The 16,207-nt window shown below is 57.7% G+C and carries 13 protein-coding genes; 8 read left to right on the top strand and 5 right to left on the bottom strand.

The window, feature by feature from the left end; all coding sequences use genetic code 11:
- Window positions 1–54 precede the first annotated feature (54 nt).
- Complete coding sequence (locus F475_RS07640; RefSeq protein ID WP_086946109.1) at window positions 55–978, bottom strand: carbon-nitrogen hydrolase family protein; 924 nt, start codon at window positions 976–978, stop codon at window positions 55–57.
- A gap of 85 nt (window positions 979–1,063) precedes the next feature.
- On the opposite strand from F475_RS07640, the gene F475_RS07635 reads away from it, so the two are divergent.
- Entirely contained in the window at window positions 1,064–1,984 is a 921-nt protein-coding gene (locus tag F475_RS07635) for a LysR family transcriptional regulator (RefSeq protein WP_111453588.1), read from the top strand.
- On the opposite strand, the gene F475_RS07630 is transcribed toward F475_RS07635, so the two are convergent.
- The gene (locus F475_RS07630; protein ID WP_007983592.1) at window positions 1,977–2,228 is read right to left on the bottom strand and encodes a hypothetical protein; all 252 of its coding nucleotides are present in this window, start codon (window positions 2,226–2,228) and stop codon (window positions 1,977–1,979) included. The two genes, F475_RS07635 and F475_RS07630, sit on opposite strands and share 8 nt — an antisense overlap.
- A gap of 166 nt (window positions 2,229–2,394) precedes the next feature.
- Here F475_RS07630 and F475_RS07625 point away from each other — a divergent pair, with 166 nt between their 5' ends.
- Window positions 2,395–2,712, top strand: a complete 318-nt coding sequence (locus F475_RS07625) for a YqjD family protein (protein WP_018926101.1) — start codon at window positions 2,395–2,397, stop codon at window positions 2,710–2,712.
- A 23-nt stretch (window positions 2,713–2,735) separates the two neighbouring features.
- On the opposite strand, the gene F475_RS07620 is transcribed toward F475_RS07625, so the two are convergent.
- Entirely contained in the window at window positions 2,736–3,776 is a 1,041-nt protein-coding gene (locus F475_RS07620) for an Ldh family oxidoreductase (RefSeq protein ID WP_018926102.1), read from the bottom strand.
- A gap of 229 nt (window positions 3,777–4,005) precedes the next feature.
- Here F475_RS07620 and F475_RS07615 point away from each other — a divergent pair, with 229 nt between their 5' ends.
- The gene (locus tag F475_RS07615) at window positions 4,006–8,868 is read left to right on the top strand and encodes a dermonecrotic toxin domain-containing protein (protein ID WP_111453587.1); all 4,863 of its coding nucleotides are present in this window, start codon (window positions 4,006–4,008) and stop codon (window positions 8,866–8,868) included.
- Window positions 8,869–8,999: 131 nt separating this feature from the next.
- Complete coding sequence (locus F475_RS07610) at window positions 9,000–10,001, top strand: FecR family protein (RefSeq protein WP_111453586.1); 1,002 nt, start codon at window positions 9,000–9,002, stop codon at window positions 9,999–10,001.
- Between the two features lie 56 nt (window positions 10,002–10,057).
- Here the strand turns inward: F475_RS07610 and F475_RS07605 are convergent, their stop codons facing one another.
- On the bottom strand, window positions 10,058–12,403 hold the full coding sequence (locus tag F475_RS07605; RefSeq protein WP_111453585.1) for an acylase: 2,346 nt from the start codon (window positions 12,401–12,403) through the stop codon (window positions 10,058–10,060).
- Window positions 12,404–12,638: 235 nt separating this feature from the next.
- On the opposite strand from F475_RS07605, the gene F475_RS07600 reads away from it, so the two are divergent.
- Window positions 12,639–13,040: a hypothetical protein gene (locus tag F475_RS07600; protein ID WP_018926106.1), complete on the top strand. Its 402-nt coding sequence runs from the start codon at window positions 12,639–12,641 to the stop codon at window positions 13,038–13,040.
- Here F475_RS07600 and F475_RS07595 read toward each other — a convergent pair.
- Window positions 13,030–13,218: a hypothetical protein gene (locus tag F475_RS07595; protein ID WP_018926107.1), complete on the bottom strand. Its 189-nt coding sequence runs from the start codon at window positions 13,216–13,218 to the stop codon at window positions 13,030–13,032. The genes F475_RS07600 and F475_RS07595 overlap by 11 nt on opposite strands.
- 159 nt (window positions 13,219–13,377) lie before the next feature.
- Here F475_RS07595 and F475_RS30425 point away from each other — a divergent pair, with 159 nt between their 5' ends.
- From F475_RS30425 to F475_RS07585, 3 genes are all read left to right on the top strand, one after another.
- The gene (locus F475_RS30425) at window positions 13,378–13,515 is read left to right on the top strand and encodes a hypothetical protein (RefSeq protein WP_018926108.1); all 138 of its coding nucleotides are present in this window, start codon (window positions 13,378–13,380) and stop codon (window positions 13,513–13,515) included.
- 297 nt (window positions 13,516–13,812) lie between these two features.
- Entirely contained in the window at window positions 13,813–15,054 is a 1,242-nt protein-coding gene (locus F475_RS07590) for an MdfA family multidrug efflux MFS transporter (protein ID WP_111453584.1), read from the top strand.
- A gap of 21 nt (window positions 15,055–15,075) precedes the next feature.
- Window positions 15,076–16,206, top strand: a complete 1,131-nt coding sequence (locus F475_RS07585; RefSeq protein WP_026286419.1) for an acyl-protein synthase — start codon at window positions 15,076–15,078, stop codon at window positions 16,204–16,206.
- Window position 16,207 lies beyond the last annotated feature (1 nt).

Genomic DNA, 16,207 nt, shown 5'->3' with positions numbered 1-16,207 from the left:
TTGACGGGGGTGTGAACGCCTGGAGACTAGACGACAATCACACCCCCCGACGGATTATGTGTTGAACCGCACGCCCGGTTTGGCTCGCTCATCCACCGTCAACTCAAACACGTCCGGGCGCGCATAATGCCCGACCACGTCGTAGTCGTACCGGGCGCGGATCAGGTCATCGGTGTCGATTTCGGCGGTCAGCAATCCCGCCTCGCCACGCAGCGGCCCGGCGAGAATATCGCCCATCGGCCCGACAATCACGCTGCCGCCGGCAATCAACGGGCGCTCCGCCGGCCAGTTGGCGATGTCCACGCCCAAGGCTTGTGGCGAGTCCTGAACCTGACAGGCACTGACCACAAAGCAGCGTCCTTCATGGGCGATGTGACGCATGCTGACCTGCCACATCTCGCGCTCGTCCACAGTCGGCGCGCACCAGACCTCCACGCCCTTGGCGTACATCGCGGTGCGCAGCAACGGCATCATGTTTTCCCAGCACACCACCGCGCCGATCCGCCCGACCTGGCTGTCGATCACCGGCAAGGTCGAGCCATCGCCCTTGCCCCAGATCAGTCGCTCGGTGCCGGTGGGCATCAATTTGCGGTGCTTGGCAACCAGCCCTGCCTGCGGGTCGAAATACAGCGCGGTGCAGTACAAGGTGCTGCCGGCGCGCTCGATCACGCCGATCACCAGGTTGGCCCCGGTGCGGGCCGACAACCCGGCCAAGGCGTCGGTCTCGGTACCGGGCACGTCGATGGCGTTGGCGAAATACCGGGCAAAGGCTTCTCGACCTTCCGGCAGCCGGTAACCGAGTTGCGTGCCGAAGCTCTCGCCTTTGGGGTAACCACCGAGCAACGCCTCGGGCATGACCACCAACGCCGCGCCGGATTCGATAATAGCGGTTTCCCAAGAGAGGATTTGATCGAGGGTGTCGGCCTTGCCGCCGGGCAAGGCGCCGATTTGCAGGGCAGCAACGATTGACTTGGGCATTACGGTGGCTCCGTCAGGAATGAGGTGTTGCTCATTCTCCGGCGCCACAGGATCATGAATAAAGTCCGACTCACTGCTGAATGATATGAACCAAATGAATATCGCCACCGTCGATCTCAACTTGCTCAAAGTCTTCGAAGCGCTACATGAGGAGTCCAGTGCCAGCCGCGCCGCGCTGCGTCTTGGCGTGACGCAATCGGCGGTCAGCGCGGCGTTGCGCCGGTTGCGCGAGGTGTATGGTGATCAGTTGTTCGTGCGCACTGGCCGAGGCCTTGCGCCGACGCTCAAGGCCAACCAGCTCAAACCGGTAATCAGCGATGCGCTGAACAAATGCCGCCAGAGCCTGGCGATGGTTGACCCGGCGGCCCATCAATACGACGGACGCTCGGTAACCGTGGGTTTGTCGGATGATTTCGAAATCGCCTACGGGCGACGATTGATCGAGGAAATCGCTCACCGAGCGCCGAAACTGCGGCTGATCTTTCGCCAGACCCATAGCCAGATCGTCGCCCGGGCCTTGATGGAACGCAGCATCGATCTGGCGATCACCGCAGGCGGGTTTGCCGAGCGACTGCTGAGCCGCCAAGTGCTGGGTGAAGGGGGTTATCTTTGCCTGGTGGATCCCCTCAACCTGGCCGAAGGACAACAGAGTCTCAGCCTTGATGAGTTCGTCGCCCGCGAGCACATTCTGGTGTCCTCGGGCGGTTTTATCGGGATTACCGATGAAGGTCTGGCGGCGCTGGGATTGAGTCGGCGGGTATGCGCGTCGACCACTCACTTTGCCGCGTTGCCGTATCTGCTCAAGGGCAGTCAGGCGGTGGCGACCATTCCGGCCCATGCGGCGCAAAGTATCGCCGCCCTCAGTGGACTGGCGTTGCTGCCCTGCCCTCTGGCGCTGCCGCGTTACCCGATCGAACTGGGCTGGCGCACCAGCACACAGCTCGATCCGGTGGTGTTGAAAGTGCGTGAAGCGATTGCCGCGATTTTTTCCGGGGCGTTTATTTAGCGGCCATCAAGCGATTGACTTCACTGCGCACCATGTTCGCGAATTCCGGCGGCGACATGCCGTCGAGTTCGGCGCGTACCCATTCCGCCCATTTGCCTTTGCGCTTGGCGCGCTCACCGAACAACCGCGCGGCTTCGCCCTTGGCTTTGCCCAGGTTGTTTTGCCAGAGTTCGAACAGACGGGATTTTTCATCTTCAAGCGCCGCGCGCTCGGCGAGGGGTTTGTCGGCCAGATTGAAGCTCATGGGGAATTACCTGCTGCGTAAAATAGGCGACATCTTACACTGTAGGAAGAAATGTCCTGCGCTGGATTTTTCGTCAGGGGTGAGTCACCGCGCAAAATGGCTGCAACTTTTGCCACGGCGGCAGACTCCATTGCTCACTGTCCATTCACTGTAAGGAGTACACCAAATGGCTCGCAAAACCGTCGATCAAGTCGCCGATGATCAAATCAAGGATCAGGTCTTCAGCGAACTTCAGGCCCTGATCGAAGAGTCGGAAAAACTGCTGAAAAGCAGTGCCTCACTGGTCGGAGAAGAAGCAGACACCCTTCGCGGGCAAATCGCCCAGAAACTCCAGCAGGCCCGAAGCTCGTTATCCAGTGTTCGTGACCGGACCCAACCCGCGGTCGACGCCACCGAAACCTACATTGGCGGCCATCCATGGCAAACCGTGGCCATCTCTGCGGGTTTCGGCCTGGTGGTTGGTCTGTTGTTGGGTCGGCGTTGAACCATTGACCTGTGGGAACGGGCTCAAGACCCGGCCAGTTCCCGCAGATTCGCCAGCGTTTGTGGATCGAGCGCAATGCCTTCAACATTGGCTTTGGCGCGTTGCAGGTGACGCCGATCCCCCGGTAAACGCTTGAGCCCCACACCATGCATCTGCCGGACCAGTTCCTGGCTTCGTTCGGCAAAATTCTGCCCCGCCGATTTGCTCGGATCGATCACGATCAGCAGTTGCCCGGTCCAGGGGGTTTTGGCCCCCGGATGGTTCGACCAGTCGAACTCGAAAGAAAAGTTGCCACCGGTCAACGCCGCCGCCAACAACTCCACCATCATCGACAGCGCCGAGCCCTTGTGCCCGCCAAACGGCAGCAACGCGCCACCTTCGAGAATGGCTTTCGGGTCCTGAGTCGGCTGGCCGAGGCTGTCCACCCCCATGCCCGCTGGCAAACGTTCGCCTTTGCGCGCGGCGATCTGCACGTCGCCATGGGCGATGGCGCTGGTCGCCAAGTCGAAGACTATCGGCGCACCGCCGGCCCTGGGCGCGGCGAAGGCAATCGGGTTGGTGCCGAACAACGGACGATCGGCACCGTGCGGCACCACGCAGGTCATGCTGTTGACCACGCTCAGCGCTACCAATCCTTCATCGGCAAACGGCTCGACGTCCGGCCACAAGGCGGCGAAGTGATGGGAATTGCGGATCGCCAACACCGCAATGCCGGCGCTGCGGGCTTTTTCCACCAGCAAGGGCCGCGCCGCCGCGAGGGCCGGTTGGGCAAATCCATTGCCGGCGTCAACCCGGACAAAACCCGAGGCCACGTCCTCGACCACCGGCACGGCCTGGCCATTGACCCAGCCACTCTGCAACGTCGACACATAACCGGGAATACGGAAAACGCCGTGACTGTGAGCTCCGTCACGTTCGGCGCTGGCGCAGTTGAGGGCCAGGGTTCTGGCGACATCGGCCGAGGTGCCATGGCGCAGGAAAATCTGTTCGAGCAATTGAACGAGCGCGTCGAAGTCGAGGTTCTGTGTGTTCGAGTTGACGGCCATTTCAGGCGATGCGGTCATCTGAAGCTCCGGTTTTATTATTGGGTATGGGCAACAGGTCAAGCGAGGTTGCAGGGCAACCGAAAAAAGTCGTCGATTAAGCGCTGTTTTACCGGCGTCCTGTCAAGCCTGCGACAAAGGATAAGCTCAAGCAATATGTACCGCACCCGGGCTTTTCATTGGCCCTACTGTTTTCCCTCGAGCCAACGACCTGCGATCGCCATCGATCGCAGCCCATCGAGGAAAAATCATGACTGCTCCAGCACTGCCGTATTTTTTCGACGAGGCAGAACGTGCATCCAATGCCAAACACCCCGGTGATCGCGAGAAAGCGCTGCATCTCACTCTTGACGATTTGAAATGGTTGAGGGGTGGTGTCTATCTCGCCACCCACGAGGTTCGCGCAGCCCAAAAGACTCCGATGCAGATAGATCGGCTGATGTTGAAGATGCCCGATGGGCCTGATATTCCATTGGCCGGTGCGTTTTGCATGAGTCACCCCAAAGTCGAGGACGATGTCAAAAACGAACCCAAGGCCAACGGCGAAGTCATCCTCTACACACCGTGGAAAGGTCTCGTCAAATACGCGGACATGACCGACCTCACCAAGAAACTCGAGGAACTGCTGAGCCAGGACGACGGCAAGCAGGCGCTGTTGCGCTATCTCTCCATCGAACAGCGGGCGACTGCATTGGCTGCCACGGGTTTGACAGTGACGCTGCAAAAAATCGAGGGGGCGGGGTTTCAGGACCAGGAGCAGATCCTCGACCGCAACCAGACGCAGAACATCCAGACGATGCTGGCAGAACTGGTGAAAATTCCGTCGCTGCAATCGATGTTGGACGAGCTGCTCAACATCGCCTTGGCCAAGCGTTTTCCCAAACTGGACCAGCGCCAAACGCAACTGGATAGTTTTATCGACAGCGCGTCTCCCTCCTCCAATACCGACAACCCGGAAAGCCGGCGCAAGCTTTCTTCGCTATCTCTGAGCGATGCCCTGCTGCACTTCTACCTGACCAATCAATGGCCGGATGGCGACATCAGGACCTTCTCCAACCCCGGCCACGGTGTGAGCAGCGACGCTGATAACCAGGCCTGGGAACTCGAGGTAAAAGAGATCGCGCAAAGCTTCACGCCCCATCTGCAGAGTCTGCTCGAAACCTTCTGGAATTCTCCCATGAGCAGCGGGCAGTCCCGTTCCGACTTTTTCGCCGAGGGTATGCGGGATGCCTACCATGTGGATCTTCTGCGAAAACGTCAGCAAGGTATTTTGAACACCACTGAATATCTGGAGTTGATGAGCGTCAGCGGCGCCGCGCCTGCGCCAGCCCTGCCGTTACGGGTCGAGACCGTACGTGTCAGCGCCCTCTACAAACATTACGTAGAGCTCGCATCCACCTTTATGTGCGGTAACTCAGACACCTTGGGCTACCTGTACACCCACTCCTCAGGCATCCAGGCCAGTACCGATCTTGCAGCGATAAAAGACACGATACTGACCATGCTCAAAAGTGAAGGTCACGAGGACAATCTGCTTAATTTCATGTCCCTCGAGGAACGCGGCACCTTCCTGTCGCTTGAGCCACAGGAGCGCTTGATCATTGCTGAACCGATTAGTGGCCAGGTGTTTGAGCGACTCATGGAAGATGTCCAGGCCAAGCAATGGCAGAACCTGACCTACGCCCTGAGCCGGTACCGGGAAAGCGAGGGCACGCTCAATGTGCATGCGTTGCTCGACAATGCGCTGGATGTACGGGGCCTGATCGACAATCGCCTGTTGACCGGCGATGCAAACGGCCGCTGGAGCACCCGGGCCGATCAGCGATGGAGTGCCCGACCGGCCACCGTGCGTGCAGAGTCGGCAAAAGAACAATTGGAAAGTCTCTCCACCGTCAAGCAGGCACTCGAGCAACAGCTGGATAAACACCCGTCCATTTCGGTTAAAACGTTAGCGGCGGCACAAACCCTCACCCGTTCGTCCCTTGAGCAACTGCAACCCAAGTTTGTGCATACCCTGACCACCGCATTGCGTAGCGAACACAAGCTGCTGGGTGTCATCCGCGCGCTTGGGACGACGGAACTGGCGATGATCAAGACGGTGCTTGAGACGCCGGTCCGGCTGCAACGCGCAGCGCTGAACGGTTTTCTGCCGGACGTCTTTTCCCTTGCGCTGAAGGCCGGCGACTCCAGTGACTTGCTCGATCTCGCCAGTTGTTTTGTACTCACCGAACGCGGCGGCCTGGACCCGACCCACTCCGGCAAGGCGATTTTATGGACCCCCGCCTCGGGATTCGAAGCCTTTTCCGCCCTCACACCGCTGCTGACAGCGTTCAATAAACGTTTGCAGAGCGAGGACGATCGCCCAGCGATTCTGGAGAATATCGAAAGAAGCCAGCGAACATCAGGGCGCACCTTTACCCTCGCGCCATTACAGCTGATTCATGAGAATTTTCTGGATCACGTACAAAAACCATTTGTTCGGCTGGATCAACTGTCCGTCGAACGCGCATTGGCCTCCCCCCTGACCGAACCGGTCCTGAAGAATCTACTGAGCCTGGTGGCATTGCATAAACCGATGACGGGGCTGCGTCGGGCAACAGACCTCGCGCGCTCTCTGACGACACAACAAAAGCTTCCGGCATGGTTGGCCAAAGCGTCCATACAGGATCAGAGACTGCATGCAGAACTGCTTCAGCAATACCTGAACAATGCCCAGGACGATAAGGATTACCTGAGCGGCGTGCGCTCTCTTGAACGCACGGCACAGTTCGAGTTGAAAGAGTTACTCAAGGCCGATGAATTGACCATTGATCCGGACAACGTCCAGGTGCAGGTTGCCTCGCGCCTGATGTCCACGGCAAAGACGTTAACGCTGTCGGCTTTTGCATTGACTCACTTTGATGAACTGGACAGTGCCGACTTCAAGTTGAAGTCACTCACCTCAGCCGCCATCCCTGCCAAAATGGACAAGCCTTACATCAAGAGCCTGATACGAAAGCTGAATGTCGGTCAGTTCCACAAAAAATTTGTGGAGGCGGCGCTTGCCGAAACCAGCACCACTGCGAAATCCTGCAGGCAGCTGTTCGCCGCACAATTGCCCTGGCAACTGCTGCACTACGCGCATTCGCTAAAACTGCAGGAACGCCTGAGCGAAACCGGGTTCGACCTCGTTCGGCAGGTCATGGACATGCCCGATGCAATCGCCCGCGAGGCCGTCAGCGGTACGAATGCGATAATCCGTCCACTTGAGCTTCTCTTCGGTAAAGACCAGTCGATCAAAGTCCCGGGAATGTATTTGATCGGCCCCAAACAGAACACCCCTGGACCCGAGGTGCTTATCGCGCCCTATAGCCCTGAGCATGGCGTGAAGGAATATGAAAACGAAAAGCTGTTGCTGACCGAGCTCAAGTCACAAGGTCCATTACAAAGTTGGGTGCGTAACAGTCTGTCGGACACTGGCCGCACACATTACGACACCCATGTGAGGGGTACGAAAGCGTCCGGCAAGATCAGTCTGGCCTCCAACCCCATCAAGGGCCATCTGTTCAGGCACCTGTTCAACGAAAATATCAAACTCCTCGCACGGCTGTTGGGCACCCAGTCCAACAAAGACGCTCAGGGCGAGTGGGAAACCGTAAAACGTGTATTGGGCGACGATCTGGAACAGGCCTATACGTTCCTGATGGGCAAACTGGCCTACCCGATTGTCGTGTGGCGCAGTTATCGTGAGGTCAAGCAGTCTGCGGAGGAGCTTCAACAACACAAATGGGGCCCGGCGATAACATCCTTTATCAGCGGCATCACGCAACTGGCGATGTTGCGCCAGTCGATGGAAGGCCAGGCAGAGCCCTCTGCAGCGGCCAGCGAGTCTTCCCCCTCCCCAGCCAGTGCCAGCCTTAAATGGCAGGACATCGCCACTACCGATCCCGCACGCACCGGTTTGCAGAGCCACGAGCACGTTGATGTCAACCTTGGCTCAATGACCCGGGACACCGCCCTTGGGCTCTACACGCACCCGACCACACAGAAAAAATACGGAGCGGTTGAAGGAAAGGTCTATCAACTCGAAAAACGTGGCCTGCGCTGGCGCATCAGCGGTCCGGACGGAAGCGGCCCCCATGTTGCTCGAAACGCTTCAAAGCAGTGGGTGCGGGAACCGGATGAGCTGGTTCGTCAGTACAGCCTGATCAAGAGGTTGAAAACGTGGAACGCTGTCCGTGGCGGGATGAACGTCGAAGCCAACGGAATGGCTCAAATACGCCGGCTCTTCCCTGTGCGGGCGCGGCTGATCGACGAAGGCCTTGACTTCGCAACCACCTATGCGTGGAACGGTTTTCGTAACTTGCAACTGTTGAAAAATTCAGGCGACACAGAGACACCGGTTCATCAGCTCGTCAGGAGGTTTCTTGATGTGTCGGAGATATCGCCCGAGCATGTGACGATGATCCATAAGGTCGTAGAGGACATCCTCGGTGCCTTGTTGGATCCGACCCTCAGGAACGAGCAGTCGGAACGCTTCGTCACCGGGAGAGCTCATCCCGGTGACCGGGACCATATGTTTGCCTTCACGATCCCCACCGATCAACAGAAAAAAATCTACCTGGCAGAGAAGTATTTTATGCCTTACATGGATCACTACCGTAATTACATGACCGATGCCGCGTTCCCGATCCGTGCCCACGCCCGCGCAACGACGTTGATCCACGAGCTGTCGCATGTGATTTGTGACACGGAGGATATTGCTTATATGGATGCAAGCAGACCGTTTGTCGACCTGATTGATACCACTACGCCCCGTGGCAACCATTTGAGCAAGGCGCTGACACAGCTTCAGAAGGAAGCACTTTCAATCCATACCCCCTTATCCGAACTGTTCGCCGTTTTGAATGACGATACAAATGTATGGGAAGATTTTGGTCAAACCTTCTACGAGGAAACCAACCGTACACGTGAGCGGATTTTGAGTTTGACCGGAAAAAAAAACCTGGCAGAAGCACGCACGCATTTCAAAAAGGATGCTACGACAAGACTGGCTGTCCAGCTGGCCAATGCTGACTCTGTCGCTTGGCTTATCTCTCATTTGGGACGTCAACTTCACGTCGACACCCCCTGAAACGCGGTCACCAGGCACTGGCGCAATGTCAGTGCCCTGAAAATAACTTCGACTTTGATGGGGAAATGCCATGACGATTGTTCTCGCAGGCTTCCCCTCAAGGTTAGAATGCAGGAAATCAGGATGAGTCAATGACCGACCACTCTCTCTCGCAAGCCCAATACGACGCCATCACCGATGCCGCTGCGCACTGGTGCATGCGTCTGCACGCCAGCGACTGCACGGCAGAGGAACGCCTGGCGTTCGAGCAATGGCGTGATGCCCATCCGCTGCACGCCTTCGAGTACGAAGCCATGCTGGAGATCTGGGATGTTGCGGGGGATTTGCCTCGTCCTGAATCCGTCACACCGGCTGTTCGGCTCAAACCGACAACGCCCTGGCGCACCTTCGGCATCGCCGCTACCGTCTGCGCCCTGGCGCTGCCGCTGGCGGCGTATACCGGATGGAACCTGGGGTGGCTGCCCAATGCCTACCAGCATTTCGAGGCGACCGATAATGTTCGTCAGGTCACGCTGGGTGACGGCAGCCAGGTGGAGCTGAACCTGGGCAGTGAACTGACGTTCAGCAATTACAAGGATCAACGTCGGGTCACGCTGAAAAAAGGCGAGGCCTTCTTCAGCGTCAGCCACGACCTGCAGCACCCGTTCATTGTCAGGGCGGGCGACGGCAGGATTCGCGTCACCGGCACCCAATTCAATGTCTGGATGTATGAAGACCAGGTACGCGTGAACCTGATCGAGGGTTCCGTGCTGGTGACCAGCAACGATGCCCTGCCCGGCGACGGTCTACGCCTGGAACCTGCGATGCAGGCACGTTACAGGCACGGCGACTTCACGCCACAAATCAGCCAGACCTATGCCAACGACCAGTCGCTGGCCTGGCGCAGCGGCAAACTGGTGCTTGATAATCTGGCGCTGACCGATGCCCTGCCCTTGATCAATCGTTATCTGAACAAACCGGTGATGCTCGCGGACCACAGCGCTGGTTCGATTCGCCTCGGCGGTATCTACAACATCAAAGAGCTCAATAACCTGGTGGCTTCGCTGCCCAAGGTGCTGCCGGTCTACCTGACCCGCAACCAGGACGGCAATCCGGTCCTCAACTCAATGCCTCAACAAGCCCCAAAAAGCTGAAGGCCGCGACCCTTGCGGGGTACGGCCTTCACCTTTTCATTTAAACGCTATCGCTGTTACTGCGCGGCGACCTTTCCCACCTTTTCATCCTGCTCGCGGATCGTCTGAGCCTGATACTGCGGATCAGCCGTGATCTGCTGCTCGGTGAACGGCAACACACTCAACTGCTTCTTCGAAAAGGCCTGTGTCTGGTCCCGGGAATACTTCGACGCCGGGTCACTGGACAACGAGAATGCCAGCAAACCCTGAACCTGCGGCCCCTTGTCATCGAACGTCACCACCTGCAAATAGCTGGTGCCACTGACGACTTCACGTTTGCCGTCGGTTCTCGGCACGCTTTGAATGGCGTTATACACACCCAGCGCGCCCGGCCCGCCGTGGATCGGCGTTTGCTGCCCGCCACTGCTGGCCACCTGGATATCGCCCCAGCGGCTGTCGGCCTTCAGGCCAAGGGTCTCGACCTTCTCTACCGAAGCCAGCATCGCCGCTCGAACCGCTTTGGCGACTTCCGGCCGTTCGGTTGCCAGGCCACTCGGGGTGTGTTGCGGATCCTTCGGATCGAACGCCACACGCCAGAAGTCAGGGCTTTGCTGCAACGCCAGCATGACGTTCTGAAAATGCACAAAGCCCAGCCCACTGTCCAGATTCACTCGGTGATCCCAAGCCTTGAGACTGGCACACAAGGGCGTCAGCGTCGGCGCATCGGTGCCGAGGTCCGCGGCACAGAATTGCAGCAGGTCCGGCATCACCAGGGCCGCCTGATACACCTGATCGTCCATCACCATGTGTTGCAGATCCGCCGCCGCGATAGGACCCGCCTTGTTCAAAAAGCTCAGGCGCTCCAGGGCGAAGCGCGAACGCAGCCCCAATGGCTGGCTGTCCTGACTGATCAATGGCGAGAAACCGGTGAGCGGTTGTGCCGGGTTGGCCATCCAGGCCGAATCGTTGGAATGCTGCACAAAATCCTTGCGCAACAGTTGCGGCAATTTGTCTGCGGCATAAATGCCTTTTTGCGCGGCGTGCGGGTCGACGTCCCAGGCACAAGCACTGTTGGAGCCGTCGAGCAGGATCATCTGTAACCCCGCACGCGGATCGCTGCATTTGACCAACTTGTCAGCGCTGACGTTCGGCACCACTGACAGGTTCATGTAAAGCGTCTGGCCCTGATCGTCCACCGCCAGGGTATTGACCCACGGGATCCCCTGAATCTTGTGCACCGAGGCCTGTAAATCCTTGAGGCTGACGGCACGGTTCATCGCGTACCACTGCTGCAAGACCCGGTCGTTATCCAGGTTGGCATCACGCAGGCTGTAGGCAAACTGATTGTTCCAGTCCAGTTTTCCAGGCCATTGCACAATCGGCCCGAACGCCGAGCTATAGACCACATGGGAAATCTGCCGGGTCTGGCCATCGGGTTGCTTCACGCTGACTGTCAGCGTCTGCTTTTTCATTGGCAAAGACTTGCCATCGAGCAGGTAGCGGGTCGGCTCCTTCGGATCGAGTTGCAGGCGATACAAGGTGAAGTGCTTGGACGAGTCCACGGTGTGGGTCCATGCCAGATGCTGGTTGAACCCGATGTTGATCATCGGCAGACCGGGCAACGCGGCGCCCATCACATCCAGTTTGCCGGGAATGGTCAGGTGCATCTGATAAAAACGCATCCCACCCACCCAAGGGAAGTGCGGATTGGCCAGCAGCATTCCGCGACCGTTGAACGAACGCTCACTGCCAACCGCCACGGCGTTGCTGCCGCGATCCAGAGCAAAGCGTTGCATGCGCGAAGCCGCCAACTGGAACGACGCCGGGTCGCCTGCCGCATGAGCGACGGCTTTAGGCGGAGTCGCGCTGGCCAATGCTTCGGCAAACTGGCCCACGCCGCCTTCGACCAACAATCGACGAGTCAACTTGACCAGGTCCTGGGCGGTAATTGCGCGCACCCATTCGCCCTGGCATTGCTGCGGTAAACCCTGCGCTCGACGCTCTGTCAGCGAACGGTTGTAACCCGCCACATAGCCTTCAATGAGATCACGTACTTCAGGAGTTTGCGCCTGCCAGAAACCGGCGACAGCCTCGGGGGTGTTCAGCCAGTTGAAAAACAGATCGCTGGCCAGGTTACCGCGCTCCTCGAGCGTCACCTGCTCCGGGCCAAAATACCGCGAACGCTCGCCATTGACGGTGACGATCTCATTGGCCAGCAAGCACAAGTTGTCTTGAGCGTAGGCATAGCCAATGCCATAGCCGAGCCCGCGCTCGTTTTCGGCGCGGATATGCGGTACGCCGAAACTGGTTCGACGGATGTCGGCCGTCGCCTGCTCTGGCTGACTGCGCGCGTTTGCCCCAAGGCTCAGCCCCAGAAACACACCCGCCAGGCTCAACCTGGTTAACTGCCTGGAAATAATCACGCTCGCTCCTGATCGAAAAGACGTATGACACGCAATGCGCCTTCCAGAAAAACGAAGCGAACACCAAAAAAATTAGGTCTTCGAGGGCATCCCCAAATGCCCTTCTCACAGAGCGCTGACGTCGCGGCGACAAATTTTCTACATGCAGGTCTTCATTATTTCCCGGCTCGTTCGTCTTATTGATCAAGAGCACCCATCACATTTTCATGATCAGGCTCTGGAAAGGAGTTTTTGCATGTACAACCCGCAACTGCCAACGGATGGTAGCCATGCATCAAAGGGCAGCGCCATGAGCTCCGGTGCCTGCAATCAACAGACCGAACGCCAGGGCAACGAACGGATCAGGTTTTTGCTCAAGTGCTTTGGCCTGCGGACCAGCCTGATTCGCCTGAAAGTCATCGACGCCTTGCTAAGCGCCGCCGAAGGCGACCGCAGCCTGGGTGTGCGCGGTGTGCACAGTCATTTGCTGGACCTGGACATTCCCCTGTCCTTTCTCAGTGTCCGCGAAGTGTTGAAACGCCTGTGCAGTGAAGGCGTTATCACGCTCAATCCAGACAAAAGCTACAGCCTGCATCCACAGGCTGTCGCCGTCCTTCATGGCGAGCAATCAGGCCAGCAGGCGTCGCTCAAGGCTTGACCTTGCGACGCATCACGCCATTGATCACCACCACGACCACCGCCACGCCAATGGCGATGTACTGGAACAGCTTCTCGCTGATGAACCCTGCGTTCTGCAGCCAGGAAAGGCCGAACATGATCCCCAGTACCACCAGGGAAATCAGAATCGAGTATTTCAAACGTTGCGACTGGGTCATTACGGGTTCCTGAACCAAAAAAAATGTATCCGGTTTGTATCCGATTGCATACCAAACCCCTACAGTTCTGCGCGAATGCGGGGCTGCAAACGGGGTCTCATGTTACAGCCGATGAAGAGTTTTGACTTCATTGCGGCGATAACCATGAGGATTTTTAAAATGTTCCGTCGAATCACAAAGCTGATTCCACTGCTCGCCCTCCTGACCCTGAGTGGCTGCATCATTTTTCCTAATAACGGCTGGCATGGCGGCCACCATTACGACCGTGACGGACACGGCTACTATCAGCGTCGATAACGTTAAACTGCTTTCTTGACCAGTGAATAACTTACCATTCACTCACAAGACGAAGAAATCACCCTACAAGTCGCGTACAAATGCCTGCTCTATAGCGGGCATTTTTGTGTAGGACTATTCTTATTTCTCTGTAATTTTATTTACAAAACCCCACTCCTCTTTCCCCTGAACTTCCAGCCAGACACATAACGAAAAGTATTGAAACTCTTAGCCTCACATAAGCACATGTAATTATTCATGAGCCATGGTTACTCTTGCTCTGCTGCCTTATCCAACTCCAGCACCAACGGGAACGCCATGCGCAAACCTTTGATAGATATAAGTCCGCCTCGATTATTCGGTTTTTGTCTTGCAATCACTCTTTTCGAACTGCTGACTTATATGGCCAGCGATATGATTATGCCGGCCATGTTGACCGTCACCCATCAACTGGATGCCAGTACGAGTCACGTTCCATATGCCTTCAATCTTTACTTGATTGGCGGCGTTCTTCTGCAGTGGCTTATCGGACCATTGTCCGATCACTTCGGTCGTCGCAGGCTGTTGCTCATTGGTTGTGCGGTGTTCGCCCTGGCCTGTGCCGTGGCGTTCTACGTGCAGAGCATTCTTGCCTTCAACGGCTTGCGCCTGATTCAGGGCATCGGATTGGGTTTTGTCATTGCAGTCAGTTATCCAGCCCTGCAAGAAGTCTTCTGCGAAGCCGACGCGGTAAAAATCATGGCGTTGCTGGGGAACGTTGCGCTGCTCTCCCCGCTGCTCGGCCCCCTGCTCGGCAGCCTGGCGCTGGAATGGCTTTCCTGGCGGGAGCTGTTTTTAGTGTTGGGTGTCGGCGGCGCGACGGTCTGGCTCGGGCTTTACCTGTTCATGCCGGAAACCGTGGGCACCGCGCGCCAGGACGGTCAACAATTGGCCGCAGTGCCCTTTGAATGGAACGGCACCGTGCGCCGATACGCCGCGTTGCTCACCAACACACAATTCCTGAGCGCTACCGTCGCCCTGGGACTAATGAGCCTGCCGTTGATTGCCTGGATCGGCTTGGCGCCAATCTTGCTGATCCAGAGCCAGGGACTTTCTCCTCTGCAGTATGGCCTGTGGCAGATCCCGGTATTTGCGGCCGTCATTCTCGGCAATCTGATACTCAACCGATTGATTGCCAACACTGAACTGCCCCAACTGATTCGATATGCGCTCTGGCCATTTTGCGGCGGGCTCATTGCATTGATCACCATAACGTTCACCGGTGCTTCAACGGTGCTGTTGGTCAGTTGCCTATCGCTTTACGCCATCGGTCTCGGCATGAGCAATGCCGCGCTGTACCGGCTCGCCCTATTCTCCAGCGACGACAGCAAAGGCCTGGTCTCGGCCATGATCGGCATGATCTCCATCGCCGTCATGGGTGGCGGCGGCTCAATTATCGCCGCACTGGGTGCCGGTGACAGCCTTGAAGCCTTCGCCCTGATGGCCGGCCTCACGGGACTCTTGTGCCTGGCGCCCTTACGACTGTTTCTGCGTCGCTCTCATATCACGCTTGCCGTCTGATACCACCCCATAGGTCTTTTGATGATCCATCTACCCCACGCCGATGCGCTTTGCGCGTTAACGCAACCCTATTGCCTGGAATCCATGCCAGAAGGTCTGTTCGATCAGGCAATGGGTGAAATCAGCCTGTTTCATTGTCATCACACGCCCGGATATGAACGCTGGCTGAACGCCAATGGCCTTGATGCCCGCACTCTCGAGACGCTGGATGACTGGTCAAGGTTGCCGCCGATTTTCGCCAATTACTTCAAACGTCATCTGCTGATCAGTCCCACAGGCGAAGGCGCGCTGGAGATGACCTCATCCGGCACCAGCGGTCAGAAGAGTCGCATGCGCTACGACCATCGCAGCATGGTCGCCGCCCAAGGCATGGTGAGCCACATTTTCCGGCACTACGGCTGGGACACCCCGGACAGCCCCTGCAATTATTTGCTTCTGAGCTACGAACCCGAGGCGGTCATTACCCTGGGCACGGCCTATACCGATCAATTTCTGTGTAGCTATGCCCCCGTCAACCGAGCCGCTTACGGCTTGCGCCTGACCGGCAAAGGCCACGAGTTCGACCTCTTCGGTGTCATTCGCGCCCTGCAGGAGTTTGCCGAGGAAGGATTGCCCGTTCGCATTCTCGGTTTTCCGGCGTTCCTTTCCCATGCACTGCAGCACATGGAGGACACAGGCGTGGCCGACTTGCAGTTGCCTGCCCAGTCACTGGTGTTGCTGGGGGGCGGCTGGAAAACCCAGGCGGCACAGGAGATTCCCCTGCATCAGTTGTATGCCCGCATCAACCGGCAATTGGGTATCGACCTGTCCCGCTGCCGGGACGGCTACGGCGCCGTAGAGCATGCCGTGCCCTATATCCAGTGTGCCCACCATCATTTTCATGTACCGATTTACTCGAAGGTTTTCGTGCGCAACCCATCCGATTTCACTGTCCAGCCCTACGGCCAGCGCGGTTTGCTGGAATTCGTCTCCCCCTACATTTCCTCAAGCCCTGCTCATGCTGTGGTCATGGGCGATCTGGCAACGTTGCACCCCGGCGCCAGTTGCGGATGCGGCCTGACGACCGATTGGTTCGAACTGCATGGACGTGCCGGCACCAGCGCCAGTCGTAGCTGTGCCATGGCCGCTTCAGAACTGATCGGGGGAGCTTGAT

Source organism: Pseudomonas sp. URMO17WK12:I6 (genome assembly GCF_003253625.1).
In the GTDB taxonomy this organism is placed as follows: Bacteria; Pseudomonadota; Gammaproteobacteria; order Pseudomonadales; family Pseudomonadaceae; genus Aquipseudomonas.
Note: the sequence above shows the minus strand (reverse complement) of the source record. Positions and strands in the feature narration are given on the sequence as shown.